Raw genomic sequence first — 16,737 nt, forward strand, 5'->3', positions numbered from 1 at the left:
CGCGGCAGCGTCGTTCCCGGCGGGCTCACGCCGAGTGCACAATCGCGACCGTGGCGACCGCCCGGGTGAGCACCTTGGCGCCGTCACAGGTAGCGGTCAGATCGACGCTGAGCCGTTCCCTCTCAACAGATTTGACGACAGCGCCGATATCGATATCCGCCCCGCCGTCGTGCGGTACGGGAACGGGCGCGGTGAACTTCGCCGCATACGATTCGATCCGGCCCGCGTCGCCGCACCAGTCGACGACCAGCTGGATCGCCGCGCCCATCGTCCACATGCCGTGGGCGATGACATCGGGGAGGTCGACGGCCTTCGCCGTGCGCTCGTCCCAGTGGATCGGATTGAAATCGCCGCTCGCGCCGCTGTATCGGACGAGGGTCGCGCGATCCACATGGATGCGCCGCTCCCCCAGCACCGTGCCCGGCCGGATGTCTTCGCTCATGTTCCGCTCCCCCGGATGACGACGACGCTCTCGGTCTCGGCGACGACCTCCCGGCCGACCGTCAGTTCGGTGACGAGGGTGACCATCGACCGGTTTCCCACGGCGGCGGCCCGCGCGAGGCGGGTGCGCGCGACGACCTCGTCGCCCGCGACGAGCGGGCGGTGATGCACCAGCTTCTCCGCGCCGTGGACCAGCCGGCTGTAGTCGATACCGGTGTCCTCGTCCGCCATCACGATCGCCCAGCCGCGCTGGGCGACGGCGACCGCGAACGTCGGCGGCGCGACCACATCGGCGTATCCCCGCGCGCGGGCGACCCCGACATCCGTATGGACCGCGTCGCTCGCGCCGACCGCGGCGGCGAATTCGGCGATCTTGGCGCGGGAGACGAGATACGGCTCGGCCGGCGGATACACCCGCCCCTCGGCCTCGGTGTTCACGCTCATATCAGTGCCCCATTCCCAGTCCGCCGTCGACGGGTATCACGGCCCCGCTGATGTAGGACGCGGCGTCGCTCGCGAGAAACAGGACCACACCGGCGATCTCGTCCGGCTGAGCGAAGCGCCCGGCCGGAGTGGCCGCGATGTACGCCTTCCGCCGGCTCTCGGGCAGGGCCCGTGTCATATCCGTATCGATGAATCCGGGCGCGACCACATTGGCCGTGACGTTCCGCTTGCCGAGTTCGCGGGTGATGCTGCGGGCCAGCCCGACGAGTCCGGCCTTGGACGAGGCGTAGTTGGCCTGTCCGGGCGATCCGTAGGACCCCATGACGCTCGAGACGAAGATCAGCCGGCCACGTCCGAGCTGGAGCAGACCCGTGCTCGCGCGGCGTGCGCAGCGGAACGCCCCGGCGAGATTGGTATCGACGACCGTCCGGAAATCGTCGTCGGTCATCCGCGCCAGGAGGCCGTCGCGGGTGACGCCCGCATTGGCGACGACCACCTCGATCGGCCCGCCGACCAGCTTCTCGGCGTCGTCGAACGCGGCGTCGACCGATTCCGTCGAGGTGACGTCGCACGTCACCGCGTATCCGTCCGCGGGGCCGCTGCCGTCGCGGCTCGCGACGACGACCCGGTCGCCCGCGTCGATGAACGCGCGGGCCACGGCCGAGCCGATCCCGCGATTACCGCCCGTGACGAGCACGGTGCGTGGGGCATTGGTCATGAGAGGTCTCCGTACGTCCGAGAGGAAACGGGGGGAATTCACCACATGAAACCTCCGGCGAGGGTCTATTGCAATCGAATCCCGGGGCACCGCGCGGCCGCTGTTCAATAGCGCAATATCGGCAGTTGAACGATGTCACCGGCAATTGTTGATGCGCTCGCCGCGCCCTTGTCGAACAGCGACCGCCGCCGCTAGCTTCGTCCTATCCGCAGAACGGCGCGTGCCGCCGGATTCCGTGTCATCTCCCAGTCCCCGAGGAAGCGATGAATGCCGAACCAAGCGTCGAAATAAACGGAGGCGTCCCCGCCGCCCAGGAAGTGCCCGTGGTCATCGTCGGTATCGGGCCGACCGGCCTCATGCTGGCGAGCGAGCTGCGGCTGTGGGGGGTGGACTGCCTGGTCATCGGCACGTCGGTGACGCCCGAGACCGAATCGCGCGCCCTGGGCTTCACCCCCAGCACGCAGGAGATCTTCGCCCATCGCGATATGCTCCGCGAATTCGGCGAGCTGGAGCGCCTGCCCGCCGTGCATTTCGCGGGAATTGTGATATCCGCCGAACACGTGGCGTCGCCGTACAAGCCGGTGATGCGATTTCCGCAATACCGGACCGAAGGTGTTCTGCGCGCTCGCGCGGCACGTCTGGGCGCAACCCTCGCACAGAGTTACACCGTCACGGATATCCGAGAATCCGGCGAGGGTCTGGAGACGATCGCCGACGGCCCGGACGGCACAATTCGCGTCCGCTCGCACTATGTCATCGGATGCGACGGCGCGCACAGCACCGTGCGCGGGATCGCCTCTCTCGGTTATTCCCTCACCCCGCCGAGTGTGCAAATGCTCCTGGCGGATGTCGAGCACGCCGGCCTCCCGAACAATCCCTTCGGCAAGCGGACCTCCGGCGGCATGGTCATGTCCGGGCCGCTGGACGACCGTGTCGATCGGCTGATCGTGTGCGACTTCCACGCCGAACCCCTCGAACGCGGGGTGCGGGTCGAAGAGAGCCACCTGAAGAGCGCCTACAAGAACGTCACCGGCGACGATCTGCCGCCGGGAAAGATCCGATGGGCCAGCTACTTCAACGACGCCTCCGGGATGGCCCCCTCATTCCGCAACGGCTCCCTCCTCCTGGCCGGCGACGCCGCCCACACCCATCTGCCCGCCGGCGGGCAGGGCATGAACGTCTCGATCCAGGACGCTGTGAACCTGGGCTGGAAACTCGCTGCGGCCGTTCGGGGTTGGGCGCCCGCCGGACTGCTGGACACCTACGACGCCGAGCGCCGCCAGGCGGCGCGGGAGCTGCTCGACGACACCCGCGCGCAGGGACAGCTGTTCCTCGGGAGCCAGGACGTGGACCCGCTGCGCGAGCTGCTGACCCGCCTCGCCGCGACCCGCGAGGCGGCGGAGATCCTGGCCGACGAGGTGACCGGAATGGCCCTGCGCTACGACTTCGCGCACGGCTCGCCGGAACCGGTCGGCCGCCTCCTCCCCACCGCGAATCTTCGCCTGCCGCACCAGGACACGCCGCCCCTCGGACTCTTGCGGCACGGCCGCGGAGCCTTCGTGACCCCCGGCGGCGATCCCGCGACCACCGAACTCCTGAGCCGGTGGCGCGACCGCGTGGAACTCACCACAACCGCGACACCGGACGACACGGAGTTCCTCGTCCGGCCGGACGGATATGTGGCGTGGACGTCGCACTCCGGCGAACCGCTCACCGACGCGATCGAGCGTTGGTTCGGCCCCGCAGTTCAGCACCAGTAACCCAGGAAGGACACCGAATGTTCACCACCCTGATCATCGCCAAGTTCCAGCGCCACGACCTGAATGCCATCTCCGAACTCTTCGGGGAGTTCGACAAGACGGATATGCCCGAACGGATGGGCACCCTGCGGCGGCAGCTGTTCAACTACCACGACCTCTACATCCACGCGCAGGACTTCGCCGAGGATCACGGTCCGGAGCAGGTGGAGAAGGCCCGGCAGGACCCGCGGTTCGTCCGGATCAGTGACGACCTGCGGCCGTTCTTCGATCCCTACGACCCGAGCTGGAGCAGCCCGAAGGACGCGATGGCGTCGTGCTTCTACCGGTGGCAGCGGTGACCGCTCGGCAGTGGGACGTCGTCATCGTCGGGGCCGGGCCGGTCGGCAGCCTGCTCGCCGGCGCCCTCGCCGGGCGGGGCCTGTCCGTCCTGGTGCTGGAGCGTGACCGCACGGTCCCGGATCAGACTCGCGCCAGCACGCTGAACTCTCGCTCGATGGAGATCCTGTCCGCGCTGGGCGTCCCCGGACTCGAGGGTCATCCGCATTCCATGGTCGGGCACTACGGCGGCATTCCGGTGCGGCTGGACGAGATCGACAGCCCCTGGGCGGGTCTCTGGTCGATCCCGCAACCGCGGCTCGTGCGCATGCTCCGCGACTGGGCGGTCGACGCGGGCGCGACGATGAAGACGGGCACGACCTTCACCGGCGCGGAAGCCGTTGCGGCGGCGATGAAGTCACGGACATCGAGCGGCGTGACCCACGAGAGCAGGGTCCTGGTCGGCGCGGACGGCGCCGGCAGCGCCGTCCGCGACGGCCTGGCCTTCTCGCCGCGCCACACCGCGGCCAACCGCTTCATGGTCCGCTGCGACGTCGAGGGAATCACTGTCGCCCGGCGCCGATTCGAACGGCACGGCGACGTGGTGGCCACGGCCGGCGCGATCTCCCCGCGCATCACCCGCCTCATGTTCTATTCCCCCGACTACGACGCCACCTCCGTCCCGACCTTCGACCAGGTCGCGCGGGATTGGTTCGACGCGACCGGCGAAGACGTGAGCGGCGGCGACTGTGTCTGGCTGGACACGTTCTCGAACGCCACCTCGACCGTCGGGAACTGGAAGGTCGGCAACGCCTACCTGATCGGCGACGCCGCCCACGATCAGCCGCCGGTCGGCGGGAATTCGCTCAACGCGGGCCTGCACGACGTCTACAACCTGGCGTGGAAACTCGCGGCCGTCCACGGCGGATCCGCCCCCGGCGAGCTGGCGGCCACCTACGAGGCCGAACGGGCCGAAGCGACCGCGACGATGCAGCGGGAGGTCCGGGAACAGGAGGCGATGATCTTCGGCGCCGACACCGAGCCCGGCCGGGTGCTGCGCGACCGCCTGGCCGAGTCCGCGGCCCTGCGGCAGGACATCGCGCGGTCGATCGCGGGCGTCGACACCGAATACACGGGCACCCGGACCGGCCGCCGGGTTTCCCCGTCCGGCCTGGCCCAGGCCCTCGGCCGCCCCCTCGCGGACTACGAGGAGGCCGCGCTCGGCCGGGAAGCCATTCTGGCAGTGGGCGACAGCGCCGACGACGTGGGCCTCGCCATCCGCCCCGACGGGCACCTCGCCTGGAGCCCCGACCTCTCGAGCGACCTCGCCGACAGCGCCGTCACGCGATGGTTCGGGAACTTCCTCAGCCCGGTTCTCCTGAAAGCGGGATAGTCATGTCCGACAGATTTCGCCGAGCCGTCATCACCGGCGTCGGTGTCGTCGCGCCGGGAGGCGTCGGCGCCAAGGTCTTCTGGGAGAAGATCACCTCCGGCAGCACCTCCACGCGACCCATCACGCTGTTCGATCCGGCGGTGTTCCGCTGCCGCATCGCCGCCGAGGTCGACTTCGACCCGGCCCGGGAGGGTCTCTCCTCCAAGGAGATTCGCCGCCTGGATCGTGCCGGTCAGTTCGCGATCGTCGCGGCGCGGGAGGCCATGGCCGACAGCGGGCTGGACGATCTCCCCGACCGGTCGCGCCTCGGCGTGAGCCTGGGCAGCGCGGTCGGAAACTCCACCCGGATGGAGGAGGAGTACGTAGCCATCAGCGACGGCGGGCGCGACTGGCTGGTCGACCACCGGTTCACGGTGCCGTACTCGTACTCCTACATCGCCGCGAGTTCCCTGGCGGCGGAGGTGGCCTGGGCCGCCCGCGCCGAAGGACCCGCCGTCGTCGTGTCGGCGGGCTGCACCTCGGGCCTGGACGCCGTCGGCCACGCGGTCCAGCTGATCGAGGACGGCACCGCCGATGTCATCGTCAGCGGCTCCACCGACGCGCCGATCACCCCGATCACCATGGCGTGTTTCGATGCCCTGAAGGCGACCACTCCGCGAAACGACGACCCCGCCGGCGGCTGCCGTCCGTTCCACCGCGACCGGGACGGCATCGTCCTCGGCGAGGGCTCGGCGATCCTGGTGGTCGAGGAGCTGGAGCACGCGCGCCGCCGCGGCGCGACCGTCCTCGCCGAGGTCGTCGGTTATGCCAACCGCGCCAACGCCTTTCATATGACGGGGCTGCGCCCGGACGGCCGGGAACTCGCCGAGGCGATCCGCGCCGCGATGGCGCAGGCGAGTGTCGGCCCGGGCGATATCGACTACGTCAACGCGCACGGCTCGGGCACCCGGCAGAACGACCTGCACGAGACCGCCGCCGTGAAATCGGCGCTGGGCGCGGCCGCCTACGACGTGCCGATGAGTTCGATCAAGTCGATGGTCGGCCATTCGCTCGGCGGCATCGGGGCGATCGAGATCGCGGCCTGCGTGCTGGCCATCCAGAACGACATCGTCCCGCCCACAGCGAATCTCACCGAACAGGATCCCGCCTGCGATCTGGACTACGTGCCGCTGGTCGCGCGGGAACAACGCACCGACACGGTGCTCACCGTCGGCAGCGGCTTCGGCGGATTCCAGGCCGCCATGCTGCTGGCCGCGCCCGAGCGGAGGACACCATGACGACGACCGTCGTGACCGGTCTCGGCGTCGCCGCGCCGAACGGCGTAGGGACAGAGGACTATTGGCAGGCGACCCTGGCCGGGCGCAACGGGATCGGGCCCATCGAGCTGTTCGACGCCCGCCCCTATCCGGTCACCCTCGCGGGCGAGGTCGACCTCGACGCCGCGGCGTACGTCCCCGGAAAGTTCCGCGCGCAAACCGATCACATGACGCAGCTGGCGATGGCGGCGACGGTCATGGCGCTCGAGGATTCCGGCGTGGCCCCTTCGGAACTGCCGGAATTCGATATGGGCATCACCGTCGCCAACTCCTCCGGCGGCATCATGTTCGGGCAGCGCGAATTGCAGCAGCTCTGGTCGCGGGGCCCGAGCCATGTGTCCGCCTATATGGCGGTGGCCTGGTTCTACGCCGCGACGGCCGGTCAGCTGTCGATCCGGCACGGCATGAAGGGGCCGACGATCGTGCTCGCCGCCGAGCAGGCCGGCGGCCTGGACGCGGTCGGGCACGCGCGACGCCAGGTGCGCCGCGGCACCCCGATCATGGTCACCGGCGGCAGCGATGCCTCGCTGTCCCCCGGCGGTCTCGCCTTCCAGATCGGCACCGGCCTGCTCAGCACCCGTTCCGATCCCGATCGGGCCTACCTGCCCTTCGACCGGGACGCGTGCGGGTATCTGCCGGGCAACGGCGGGGCGGTCCTCGTCCTGGAGGACGCCGACGCGGCACGGGCCCGGGGGCAGGCCGGCCACTACGGCGAAATCACCGGCTACGCCGCCACTTTCGACCGCCGTGACGACTCCGGCGAGCCCGGCGCGGAGGTCACGGCGTACGACCCGCCGCGCGGGTCGCGGGTGTCGCGATTGCGGCGCGCCATCGAACTGGCGCTGGCGGATGCGGAGATCGCGCCCGCCGACGTGGACGTCGTCTTCGCCGACGCCTCGGGACTGCGCACCGCGGACCTCGAGGAAGCCGCGGCCGTCACCGCCGTCTTCGGCGTGGGCGGGGTCCCCGTGACCGCGCCCAAGACGATGACGGGCCGGCTGTACGCGGCCGGCGGAGCGCTCGACCTCGTCACCGCGCTCCTCGCGATCCGGGACGGTGTCATCCCGCCCACCGTGAACGTGACCAGTCCCGCCCCCGGCATCGATCTGGATCTGGTGCTGGACGAGCCACGGCCACAACGGATCCGGAACGCACTCGTCCTGGCACGCGGATTGGGCGGATTCAACTCCGCCGTAGTCGTATCCGCACCGAAGTAAGTGATCACCCCGAAAAAAGGAGAGTTCGACATGACCGTACTGACCGCCGACAGCCTCAAGGAAGCCATGCGTCTCGTGGCCCACGACCCCGATCTGGCCGTGGACAGCATCGATACCGAGTTCGGCGACCTGGATTTCGATTCCCTCGCCGTCCTCGAGCTGGTGACCCGCGTCCAGAAGGAGTACGCGATCACCGTGCCGGACAGCGTGATGGAGGAGCTCTCGACGCCGCGGGATCTGCTGGACTACGTCACGAAGCAGCTCGAGGAGAGCACATCGTGACTCGGCACAGCCGGATCACCGGCATCGGTGTCTACCGACCGCAGCGGCTGGTGCCCAGCTCCGAGATCGCGGAACGTCTCGGCCTCAGTGAGGAGTGGATCGTCAAGCGGTCCGGGATCGAACGCCGCGGGTACGCCGGCCCGGACGAAACGCTGCTCATGATGGCGTCGGAGGCGGCGATCAACGCGCTGGAGCATGCCGACGTCACGCCCGAGCAGATCGGCTGCGTCGTGGTGGCGACCACGACGCACCTGTCCCAGATGCCATCGCTGGCCTCGCAGGTCGCCTTCACCGTGGGCGCGCACAACGCGGGCAGCTTCGACATCCTGGCCGCCTGCGCCGGATTCCCCTACGCGGTCGCGCTGGCCTCGGACATGGTGAAGGCGGGCACCGCCGACCACGTGCTGGTCATCGGCGCCGAGCGCATCACGGACATCCTCGACGAGGACGACCCCGCGACCGCGTTCCTGTTCGCCGACGGCGCGGGGGCGGCCGTGATCGGCGCGTGCGAGAGCCCGCGGATCGGTCCCGTCGTCTGGGGTACCGACGGGTCGCGGGCCGGCGCGGTCGGCATGACCGGGTACTGGGATCCCGCGCTGCGCACCGATCCGTCGCTGCCGTGGCCGCGACTCGGCATGAAGGGATGGCAGGTATACCGCTGGGCCATCTCGGAATTGGCGCGGGTGGCCCGCGAGGCGGTCGAGCGGGCCGGCATGAAACTCGCCGATATCGACGCGTTCGTCCCGCATCAGGCGAACCGGCTGATCACCGAGGAACTGGTCCGCCAACTGGAACTCGGCGAGGACACCGTTGTCGCCGAAGACATTACGAATACCGGGAATACGTCCGCGGCGTCCATTCCGCTCGCTCTCGAGCGGCTGCTCGCGGCGGGCGAGGTCACCAGCGGAATGAACGCATTGACGATGGGCTTCGGCTCCGGCCTCGTCTACGCCGGCCAGGTCGTCGAAATACCGTGAAGGAGTAGCACATGACAGTCGCCACGACTCGCGTCGCGCTGGTCACCGGGGCCACGAGCGGCATCGGGCTGGCCACGGCCCGCCTGCTCGGCAGCACCGGCCATCGCGTATTCCTCTGCGCGCGCCGCAGCCAGGAGGTCAAGGAGACGATCGAGACGCTGACCGAGGAGGGGTTGGACGTCGACGGGACGGCGGCCGACATCACCTCCGGTCCGGAGGTGGAAGCACTCGTCGCCGAGACGGTGCGGCGGTTCGGGCAGATCGACATTCTGGTGAACAACGCCGGCCGGGGCGGCGGGGGCATCACCGCGGATATCGCCGACGAACTGTGGAATTCGGTCGTCGAGACGAACCTGACCGGAACCTTTCGCGTCACCCGGGAGGTGCTGAAGGCGGGCGGTCTCGCCGGACGCCCCTGGGGCCGGATCATCAATATCGCCTCGACCGGCGGCAAACAGGGCGTCATCTACGCGGCACCGTACTCCGCGTCGAAACACGGCGTCGTCGGCTTCACGAAGGCCCTCGGCCTGGAACTGGCCGGGACCGGCGTCACCGTCAACGCCGTCTGCCCCGGCTATGTCGAGACGCCGATGGCCTCGCGGGTGCGCCGGAACTACGCGGCCGGCTGGCAGATCACCGAGGACGAGGTCCTGGAGCGCTTCCAGGCCAAGATCCCCCTCGGCCGGTACACCACACCGCAGGAAGTCGCGGGCCTGATCGGCTATCTCGTCACCGATACCGCGGACGCCATCACCGCGCAGGCGATCAATGTCTGTGGCGGACTGGGCAACTACTGAGAGGCGCCTTCGATGCAGATCCGCCGTACCGAACACGTCGTCACGGCGCCGGCCTCGGCCGACACCGTCTACGACCTGATCGCCAACGCCGAACTGTGGCCGGCCATCTTCACGCCGACCGTCCACGTCGAGATCATCTCCGCCGACGACGAACCCGAACAGCGCCTGAAGATCTGGGCATTCGCCGGCGGGCAGGTCCGGAGTTGGGTGTCGCACCGCACCCTGAACGAGCGGGAGCGCCGGGTCGGCTTCCGCCAGACCGAGCCCGCCGCGCCGGTCGCCTCGATGCGCGGCGAATGGGCGATCAGCCCGATCGACGAGACATCCTCGAAAGTCGTTTTCCAGCACTGGTTCTCGGCCGAGGGCGACAGCGCCGACATCCTCGGCAAGATCGAGGACGTCGTCAACGAGAACTCCCTCGCCGAACTCGAATCGCTGCGGCTCGCCGCCGAACGCAGCCATCTCGTCGTGGGATTCGAGGACACGGTCCGCATCGACGCCGGGCCGGACCGGATCTACGAGTTCCTGGCCGAGGCCGGGAAATGGCCGGCGCTCATCCCGCACGTGGGCCGCGTCGAGCTGACCGAGGACGCGGGGGTACAGACGATGGACATGGACACCGTCGACAGCGCGGGCGATTCCGCGGACAATGATGTCCACACCACGTCCTCGGTCCGAGTCCTGTTGCCGCCCAACAGGATCGTCTACAAGCAGACCACGCTGCCGCCGTTCCTGACCGCGCACGTCGGCTCCTGGGACGTGCGCGCGGACGGCACCGCGGTCGCGCGCCATACGGTCGTGCTCAGGGAGGAGTCCATCCTTCCGATGCTCGGTCCCGAGGCCACCGTCGAGCAGGCCGCCGGACTCGTGCGCCAGTCGATCGGCGGGAACAGCCGGGCGACGCTCCAGCGGGCCCGCGCGGTGATCGGGGCCGGCCGATGACGGGTCTGCTCGCGGGGAAGAACCTCCTCGTCACCGGGGTGCTCACGGAGTCGTCCATCGCCTACGGCGTCGCGAAGCACGCGCAGAAGGAGGGGGCGACGGTGCTGCTGTCCTCCTACGGCCGCGCCACGCGCATCACCCGCATCGTCGCGGAGTCGCTCCCCCACCCCGCCCCGGTGATCGAGCTGGATGTGACGAACGAGGCCGATCTCGCCGCCGTGCCCGACCGGGTTCGCGAGCACTGCCCGCACCTGGACGGCGTCCTGCACGCGGTGGCGTTCGCACCGCCGAGCGCCCTCGGCGGCGGATTCCTCGACACGCCCTGGGCGGACGCGGCGACGACCCTGCACGTCTCCGCCTACTCGCTGAAGGCGCTCGTGACGGCCTGCCTGCCGGTCCTGCGGTCACCCGCCGCCGTGGTCGGGCTGGATTTCGACGCCTCGATCGCGTGGCCGGGATACGACTGGATGGGCGTGGCGAAGGCGGCGCTCGAATCGACCTCCCGCTACCTGTGCCGCGATCTGGGACCGCGCGGTATCCGGGTCAACCTGGTGGCCGCGGGACCGCTGCGCACCAAGGCGGCGACGAGCATTCCCACCTTCACCGAATTCGACAGCGCGTGGGACGGCGGGGCTCCGCTCGGCTGGGACGTCGGCGATACGGACCCCGCCGCCCGCGCGTGCGTCGCACTGCTGTCGGACTGGTTTCCGAGCACCAGCGGCGAGATCGTGCACGTCGACGGCGGATTTCACGTGACCGGAGGCGTCGCGCGGTCCTGAGACCGCGCCCCCTCCGGACGCTGCGAGACGAACCGGACGAAGGTGTCCAGGACGGCGGCGCGGTCGGGCGCGCCGCGGCTGTGCCCCATCACGGGGGCTTGACCGACGCGCAGCACGCAGGTGCCGATCAACATGAAGGCGGCGGGTTCGACATCGAAGTCGGACCGGATGTCGCCGCGCGCCTGCAACAGGCGCAGGAAGTCCCCGATGACGCGCACGCCGTGGTGCGGTCCGAGGTCGTGCTCGGCGATGTACTCCTGGAGTTCGTCGCCGAGTTCCTTGTCCGCCTGCGCGGCGAAGAGCACGACCAGCGCCTGATCCAGAAACCGCTCGACGGCGGACAGCAGCATCTCGAGCGTCGCACGCAGATCACCCGCGCCCGCGCCCTCGCGCCGGAACTCCGCCAGCGGGGCCAGCGCGTCGGAGAATACGGCCTTGAGCAGGCCGGCGCGGTCCTTGAAGTGGTAGAAGATGCTGCCCTCGGACACGCCGGCGCGTTCGGCGATCCCCTTGGTGGTCATCTTGGCCACGCCTTTTTCCTGGATCAATCCGAACGTCGCCGCGAGGATCTGCTCGCGTCCGCCCGACGGTGGGCGGCCCCGGCGGGGCGCGGGTGGGTTGGACATCGTGTCGATCGTATCTCCCGGCGCGAGAACATTTTTTGAGTGTCGACTCAGTATCGCCTATTCTGAGCACGCGCTCAGGAATAGGAGTTAGTCATGGCTGTGCACACCGACGAGACCGGCTCGACACGCAAGTGGTGGACGCTAGGCGCGGTCTGCACCGGCGTCTTCATGCTGTTACTCGACATCACGATCGTGAACGTCGCGCTTCCGGACATCCGGCAGCAGTTCGACGCGACGCTGTCCGATCTGCAATGGGTGATCGACGCCTACGCGCTGACCCTGGCGGCCCTGCTGCTGACCGCGGGAACGGTCGCGGACCGGGTGGGCCGCCGCGCGGTGTTCGCGACCGGGCTGGTGATCTTCATCCTCTCGTCGCTGTGGTGTGGTTTCGCCGGCGACATCCTGATGCTGTCGCTGGCGCGAGCGTTGCAGGGCGTCGGCGGGGCCATCATGTTCGCGACCTCGCTGGCGCTGCTCGCGCAGGCCTTCGCGCCCCGCGAACGCGGTATCGCCTTCGGCGTATTCGGTGCGATCACGGGCGTGTCGGTCGCGGTCGGCCCGGTGCTGGGCGGCGCCCTGACCAGTGGACTGTCGTGGCGGTGGATCTTCTTCGTCAACCTGCCGATCGGCGTCATCGCGCTGGCCGCGACGCTGTTGCGGGTCGACGAATCGCGCGACCCGCAGCAGCACCGGATCGACTGGGCCGGCTGCGTCACCTTCAGCGCCGCGCTGGCCTGCCTGGTATTCGGGCTCATCCGCAGCCACGACGACGGCTGGAGTTCGGCCACCGTGATCGGGTCGCTGGTCGCCGCGGCGGTCCTGCTGATCGCCTTCCTGGTCGTCGAAAACGTCTCGCCCGCACCGATGTTCGACCTGAGCCTGCTGCGCGTGCCCACCTTCGACGGCGGACTCGTCGCCGCGTGGGGCATCTCCGCGTCGATCTTCTCGATGCTCACCTTCCTGGTGATCTACCTACAGGGCATCATGGGCTACTCCGCGCTCGAGGTCGGCGTGCGCTTCCTGCCCTTCACGCTGGCGATCTTCGTGACCGCGGGGATCGCCGGGCGGCTCAGCGACCGCGTGCCGGTGCGATGGCTGATCGGCCCGGGCTTCGTGCTGGTCGCGGCGGGGCTGTTCCTCATGCGCGGCAGCGACCCGGCCGGAACCTGGACGCATTTCCTCCCCGGCTTCCTCGTCGCGGGCATCGGCACCGGACTCATCAACGTCCCGCTCGCCTCGACCGCGGTCGGCGTCGTCGAACCGCGGCGCGCGGGCATGGCGTCGGGCATCAATTCCACGCTGCGGCAGGTCGGCATCGCGACGGGCGTGGCGGCGCTGGGCAGCATCCTGGCGAGCCGGGTGCAGGACAACGTGATCGACGCGCTGGCCTCGGGACCGCTCGCGGGCCAGGCCGAACGCTTCGCCGCGGCGGTGAGCAGCGGGCAGACCGCCGGCGCCCTCCAGCAGCTGCCGCCGCAGTCGCGCGGAGTCGCCGCCGGCGCGGCGGCGCACGGCTTCGCCTCGGCCCTGGATTCGATCCTGCTCCTCGCCTCGGGCACGGCGCTCGTCGTGGCGGTGGCCTCGTTCGCCCTCATCCGCAGCCGGGACTTCGTCGAGGAGGTGGAGGAGGAGCCGGAGGTGAGCCACTATCAAACGTCGTGACCTCCCTCGCCTACCGCGTCACCTGATCCGTCGCGGTCTTGCCCGGCATCCGAGTTCTCCTGTAGCCGTAGGTGATTCCTGTGACGAGAATGCCGAGCAGGACCGCGGACGTCCCCCAGGTGCCGAACCCCAGCCCGCCCTTGTCGTGGGGTTTGGACAGCAGATCGCCGACCGTGGCGCCCAGCGGCCGGGTCAGGACGAAGGCGATCCAGAACAGCAGCACCCCGGAGATGCTCGTGAGGTAGTGGGCCGCCAGCACGACGGCCATCACGGCGGCGATCAGCGCCGCGCTCCCCCAGTACCCGAGCCCGGAACTGTCGGACAGGTAGTCGCCCAGCGAGGTTCCCAGCGTGTTCGACAGCAGGATCGCCGTCCAATACAGCGTCTCCGCACGGAGATTCGTGATACCGGCGACATCGAGGGTCTGGCCGCTGAACCTCCAGATCACGAAGACCGCGGCCAGACCGGTGATCAGGATGGCGGCGCCGATCCCGTAGCCGAGGCCGCCCTCGGTGGAGGTGTCCGAGCCCGGCCCGCGGTTGAGCAGATCGGAGATCGTGGTGCCGGCGGTGCTGGTCGCGGCGATGACAGTCCAATAGAGGGCCGGGCGGAACGCGCGCGCCCGCAGCTGCGCGCCCAGGCTCACCACGAATACGGTCAGGAACAGCACGGACGCCGCCGCATAACCGAGACGCAAGGTCTGGGCGAGCAGGTCGCCGCCGGCCTCGCCGAGCGTGGTCGCGCCGATCTTCAACACCCAGAACAGGGCGGTGACCTGCGGCAGCTTGTAGTCCTTGTAGCCGGGGGGACGCGCTGTCGTCGTCATGCGCACGGTCGCCTTTCTCGGGAGCGGATCCGCCAGGAGTGTGGCCGACGCTCGCTGAGAGCACGCTGAGACCGGCCGCGTGCCAGGTCATGGCCGCGGGAGCGCGGCTCTGGGAGGATTCGGCGGTATCCGGTGTCCGTCCGTGACGCCGGCCGGCGAGGGAGGAGGCGTCCGGTGCCGCGGGTACTGGTGGTCGAGGACGAGCCGCGGCTGGCGGAGACCGTCCGGCGCGGGCTCGTATCCGAGGGTTTCGTGGTGCAGTTGGCCGCGACCGGCCCGGACGGATTGTGGCTGGCGGTCGAGGAGTCCTTCGACGTGATCGTGCTCGACATCATGCTGCCGGGCCTCAGCGGCTACGAGGTGCTGCGGCGGATCCGGGCCCGGGACGTGCGGACTCCGGTGCTGATGCTGACGGCGAAGGACGGCGATCACGAGGAGGCGGACGCCCTCGATCTGGGCGCGGACGACTATCTGACGAAACCGTTCTCGTTCGTCGTCCTGTTCGCCCGGCTGCGGGCGCTGCTCCGCCGGCGGGCGCCGCAGCAGCGGACCGTGCTGACCGTCGGTGACCTGGCCCTCGACCCCGTCGGCCGGTCCGTGCGGCGCGGCGAGGCCGACATCGAACTGACGCCACGGGAATTCGGGCTGCTGGAATTCCTGATGCGCCGCCGCGGCGCCGTCGTCACGAAAACCGAGATCCTGCGCAATGTCTGGGACGCGCACTACGACGGTCCGGAGAACGTCGTCGAGGTGTACGTCGGATACCTGCGGAAGAAGATCGACACCCCGTTCGGCTGTTCGACCATCAAGACCCATCGCGGCGTGGGCTACCAGCTGCCGGAGGACTGACCGTCCGGCAGCGGCAGGGCGACGGTGACCCGCGCGCCGCCGTGCGGGGAATCCTCGATGGTGACCGTACCGTGGTGGGCGGCAACGATTTCCGCGACGATCGCCAGCCCGAGTCCCGTGCCGCCGGTGCCGCGGGAGCGGTCGTCCTGCAGGCGCACGAACCGCTCGAAGACCCGATCGCGGTGCGCGGCAGGGATTCCGGGGCCGTCGTCGTCGACGATCAGCAGCGCTCGGCCGGCCGCGCGGGTGGTCGTCACCGCGACCGTCGAGCGCGCGTGGGTGGCGGCGTTGTCGGCGAGATTGCGGGCGACCCGCGTGAGCGAAGGCAGGTCACCGAGGATGCGGACCGGCTGAAGGTCGGCGGTCACGGTCACGGTGTCCCGCCCGCGCAGTGCCGATACCGCGGTCGCGGCGACGTCGTCGAGGTCGACGTCGGTGCGGCGCACGGTCAGTCCGTGTTCGTCGGCGGCGGCCAGGGTCAGCAGATCGTCGATGAGGTATCGCATGCGCTCGGCCTCGGGGACCAGTGTGGTGGCGACCAGGTCGCGGTCGAAGGCGCCGGGGTGGTCGCGGGCCAGTTCCAGGCCGCCCAGCAGTGTGGACAGCGGGCTGCGCAGTTCGTGGGAGGCGTCGGACAGGAAGCGGCGCTGCGCGATATGGCCCGCCTCGACGCGGTCGAGCATGTCGTTCATGGTGACCGCGAGCCGGGCGATCTCGTCGCGCGCCGGGGGCACCGGCACCCGGTCGGACAACCGCGTGGCCTCGATCCCGGCGACCCGGGCCCGGATCGCCTCCACCGACCTCAGCGAGCGGCCGACCAAACCGTAGGTCGCCGCCGCGGCGGCGACGATCACCACCGGACCGCCCACGGCCAGCCCTGCCGCCACCTTCTCGAGCGTGTCCTCGACCGGCTCGATATCCGTCACGACCACCACCGTGACCCGCCCGGCCGGGCTGTCGGCGGGGCGCGCGGACACCCGCAGATCGTGACCGATCGGGCGGCCCGTCACCGTGCCCGGGTCGAGGGGTACGCCGGCGGGCGCGTCGGCCGACGCGCGCACCACCGCGCCCCCGGCGTCGGCGATCTGGACGGCTTCGACATATCCGCCGGGAGCCAGCAGCGCCGGGTTCAGATCGGCCGGCGCCGTGGTGCGCAGTTGGGTCACCAGGTCGTCGAGCCGGGCGTCCGCGGCCGCGTCGATGGTGTTCGTCAGCGACCGGTGCAGCAGCCACAGCATGACCGCGGCGCCGAAGCCAAGCACCAGGGCGACGACCCCGGCCGCGGCCAGCGCGGATCGTACGCGCAGGCCCCACCGCGACGGTGTCCACAGCAGTGTCACCACGCCGGCTCCCTTCGGTTCGCCCCGCTGTGCGTCCATCATCGGCCACCGCG

General features: G+C 69.9%; 18 protein-coding genes. 12 read left to right on the plus strand and 6 right to left on the minus strand.

What is annotated here, in order from left to right:
• Positions 1-25 precede the first annotated feature (25 nt).
• From ON41_RS35925 to fabG, 3 genes are read right to left on the minus strand one after another with little or no spacing between them, the layout of a single operon-like run.
• Positions 26-442: a MaoC/PaaZ C-terminal domain-containing protein gene (locus ON41_RS35925; RefSeq protein ID WP_040753296.1), complete on the minus strand. Its 417-nt coding sequence runs from the start codon at positions 440-442 to the stop codon at positions 26-28.
• Complete coding sequence (locus ON41_RS35930) at positions 439-885, minus strand: FAS1-like dehydratase domain-containing protein (RefSeq protein WP_040753298.1); 447 nt, start codon at positions 883-885, stop codon at positions 439-441. The genes ON41_RS35925 and ON41_RS35930 overlap by 4 nt, the downstream gene beginning before the upstream one ends.
• Position 886: 1 nt before the next feature.
• Entirely contained in the window at positions 887-1,603 is a 717-nt protein-coding gene (gene fabG, locus ON41_RS35935) for a 3-oxoacyl-ACP reductase FabG (protein WP_040753299.1), read from the minus strand.
• Between the two features lie 263 nt (positions 1,604-1,866).
• Between fabG and ON41_RS35940 the strand changes: the two genes are divergently transcribed.
• From ON41_RS35940 to fabI, 10 genes are read left to right on the plus strand one after another with little or no spacing between them, the layout of a single operon-like run.
• Positions 1,867-3,363 carry an FAD-dependent monooxygenase gene (locus tag ON41_RS35940; protein ID WP_063710009.1) on the plus strand — a complete coding sequence of 499 codons (1,497 nt, stop codon included), beginning with the start codon at positions 1,867-1,869 and terminating at the stop codon, positions 3,361-3,363.
• Between the two features lie 17 nt (positions 3,364-3,380).
• Complete coding sequence (locus ON41_RS35945; RefSeq protein ID WP_040753303.1) at positions 3,381-3,701, plus strand: TcmI family type II polyketide cyclase; 321 nt, start codon at positions 3,381-3,383, stop codon at positions 3,699-3,701.
• The gene (locus ON41_RS35950) at positions 3,698-5,071 is read left to right on the plus strand and encodes an FAD-dependent oxidoreductase (RefSeq protein WP_051163271.1); all 1,374 of its coding nucleotides are present in this window, start codon (positions 3,698-3,700) and stop codon (positions 5,069-5,071) included. Before ON41_RS35945 ends, ON41_RS35950 begins: the two co-directional genes overlap by 4 nt.
• A 2-nt stretch (positions 5,072-5,073) precedes the next feature.
• Positions 5,074-6,348: a beta-ketoacyl-[acyl-carrier-protein] synthase family protein gene (locus ON41_RS35955; protein ID WP_040753305.1), complete on the plus strand. Its 1,275-nt coding sequence runs from the start codon at positions 5,074-5,076 to the stop codon at positions 6,346-6,348.
• Positions 6,345-7,604, plus strand: a complete 1,260-nt coding sequence (locus tag ON41_RS35960; RefSeq protein ID WP_040753306.1) for a ketosynthase chain-length factor — start codon at positions 6,345-6,347, stop codon at positions 7,602-7,604. Before ON41_RS35955 ends, ON41_RS35960 begins: the two co-directional genes overlap by 4 nt.
• 30 nt (positions 7,605-7,634) lie before the next feature.
• Positions 7,635-7,886, plus strand: coding sequence for an acyl carrier protein (locus ON41_RS35965; protein WP_040753729.1), 252 nt, complete (start codon positions 7,635-7,637; stop codon positions 7,884-7,886).
• A complete protein-coding gene (locus ON41_RS35970) occupies positions 7,883-8,863 on the plus strand; it encodes a 3-oxoacyl-ACP synthase III family protein (RefSeq protein ID WP_246829669.1) in 981 nt (326 codons plus the stop codon). The genes ON41_RS35965 and ON41_RS35970 overlap by 4 nt, the downstream gene beginning before the upstream one ends.
• 11 nt (positions 8,864-8,874) lie before the next feature.
• Positions 8,875-9,660 (plus strand): SDR family NAD(P)-dependent oxidoreductase, encoded by a 786-nt coding sequence (locus ON41_RS35975; RefSeq protein WP_040753309.1) that lies wholly within the window; start codon positions 8,875-8,877, stop codon positions 9,658-9,660.
• Between the two features lie 12 nt (positions 9,661-9,672).
• Positions 9,673-10,602 carry an aromatase/cyclase gene (locus tag ON41_RS35980; RefSeq protein ID WP_040753311.1) on the plus strand — a complete coding sequence of 310 codons (930 nt, stop codon included), beginning with the start codon at positions 9,673-9,675 and terminating at the stop codon, positions 10,600-10,602.
• Positions 10,599-11,381 (plus strand): enoyl-ACP reductase FabI, encoded by a 783-nt coding sequence (gene fabI, locus ON41_RS35985; protein WP_040753314.1) that lies wholly within the window; start codon positions 10,599-10,601, stop codon positions 11,379-11,381. Before ON41_RS35980 ends, fabI begins: the two co-directional genes overlap by 4 nt.
• Here the strand turns inward: fabI and ON41_RS35990 are convergent.
• Positions 11,351-12,007, minus strand: coding sequence for a TetR/AcrR family transcriptional regulator (locus tag ON41_RS35990; RefSeq protein ID WP_051163275.1), 657 nt, complete (start codon positions 12,005-12,007; stop codon positions 11,351-11,353). The genes fabI and ON41_RS35990 overlap by 31 nt on opposite strands.
• A 93-nt stretch (positions 12,008-12,100) precedes the next feature.
• Between ON41_RS35990 and ON41_RS35995 the strand changes: the two genes are divergently transcribed.
• Positions 12,101-13,669 carry an MFS transporter gene (locus ON41_RS35995; RefSeq protein ID WP_051163277.1) on the plus strand — a complete coding sequence of 523 codons (1,569 nt, stop codon included), beginning with the start codon at positions 12,101-12,103 and terminating at the stop codon, positions 13,667-13,669.
• 10 nt (positions 13,670-13,679) lie between these two features.
• On the opposite strand, the gene ON41_RS36000 is transcribed toward ON41_RS35995, so the two are convergent.
• The gene (locus ON41_RS36000; RefSeq protein ID WP_051163279.1) at positions 13,680-14,495 is read right to left on the minus strand and encodes a COG4705 family protein; all 816 of its coding nucleotides are present in this window, start codon (positions 14,493-14,495) and stop codon (positions 13,680-13,682) included.
• Positions 14,496-14,669: 174 nt separating this feature from the next.
• Here ON41_RS36000 and ON41_RS36005 point away from each other — a divergent pair, with 174 nt between their 5' ends.
• Complete coding sequence (locus tag ON41_RS36005; protein WP_040753315.1) at positions 14,670-15,344, plus strand: response regulator transcription factor; 675 nt, start codon at positions 14,670-14,672, stop codon at positions 15,342-15,344.
• Here the strand turns inward: ON41_RS36005 and ON41_RS36010 are convergent.
• Positions 15,323-16,726, minus strand: a complete 1,404-nt coding sequence (locus tag ON41_RS36010; RefSeq protein WP_051163371.1) for a sensor histidine kinase — start codon at positions 16,724-16,726, stop codon at positions 15,323-15,325. The two genes, ON41_RS36005 and ON41_RS36010, sit on opposite strands and share 22 nt — an antisense overlap.
• Positions 16,727-16,737: the final 11 nt, after the last annotated feature.

The sequence above is a fragment of the Nocardia transvalensis NBRC 15921 genome, assembly GCF_000308875.1.
GTDB lineage: Bacteria > Actinomycetota > Actinomycetes > Mycobacteriales > Mycobacteriaceae > Nocardia > Nocardia transvalensis.

Bases quoted from the DNA above. Each gene is read 5' to 3' on its own strand.
- fabI (WP_040753314.1), top strand. From the start codon at position 10,599: ATGACGGGTCTGCTCGCGGGGAAGAACCTCCTCGTCACCGGGGTGCTC.
- ON41_RS35945 (WP_040753303.1), top strand. From the start codon at position 3,381: ATGTTCACCACCCTGATCATCGCCAAGTTCCAGCGCCACGACCTGAAT.
- ON41_RS36000 (WP_051163279.1), bottom strand. From the start codon at position 14,495: ATGACGACGACAGCGCGTCCCCCCGGCTACAAGGACTACAAGCTGCCG.
- ON41_RS35960 (WP_040753306.1), top strand. From the start codon at position 6,345: ATGACGACGACCGTCGTGACCGGTCTCGGCGTCGCCGCGCCGAACGGC.
- ON41_RS35975 (WP_040753309.1), top strand. From the start codon at position 8,875: ATGACAGTCGCCACGACTCGCGTCGCGCTGGTCACCGGGGCCACGAGC.
- ON41_RS35925 (WP_040753296.1), bottom strand. From the start codon at position 442: ATGAGCGAAGACATCCGGCCGGGCACGGTGCTGGGGGAGCGGCGCATC.
- ON41_RS35940 (WP_063710009.1), top strand. From the start codon at position 1,867: ATGAATGCCGAACCAAGCGTCGAAATAAACGGAGGCGTCCCCGCCGCC.
- ON41_RS35990 (WP_051163275.1), bottom strand. From the start codon at position 12,007: ATGTCCAACCCACCCGCGCCCCGCCGGGGCCGCCCACCGTCGGGCGGA.
- ON41_RS35995 (WP_051163277.1), top strand. From the start codon at position 12,101: ATGGCTGTGCACACCGACGAGACCGGCTCGACACGCAAGTGGTGGACG.
- ON41_RS36010 (WP_051163371.1), bottom strand. From the start codon at position 16,726: ATGATGGACGCACAGCGGGGCGAACCGAAGGGAGCCGGCGTGGTGACA.
- fabG (WP_040753299.1), bottom strand. From the start codon at position 1,603: ATGACCAATGCCCCACGCACCGTGCTCGTCACGGGCGGTAATCGCGGG.
- ON41_RS35955 (WP_040753305.1), top strand. From the start codon at position 5,074: ATGTCCGACAGATTTCGCCGAGCCGTCATCACCGGCGTCGGTGTCGTC.
- ON41_RS35980 (WP_040753311.1), top strand. From the start codon at position 9,673: ATGCAGATCCGCCGTACCGAACACGTCGTCACGGCGCCGGCCTCGGCC.
- ON41_RS35965 (WP_040753729.1), top strand. From the start codon at position 7,635: ATGACCGTACTGACCGCCGACAGCCTCAAGGAAGCCATGCGTCTCGTG.
- ON41_RS35930 (WP_040753298.1), bottom strand. From the start codon at position 885: ATGAGCGTGAACACCGAGGCCGAGGGGCGGGTGTATCCGCCGGCCGAG.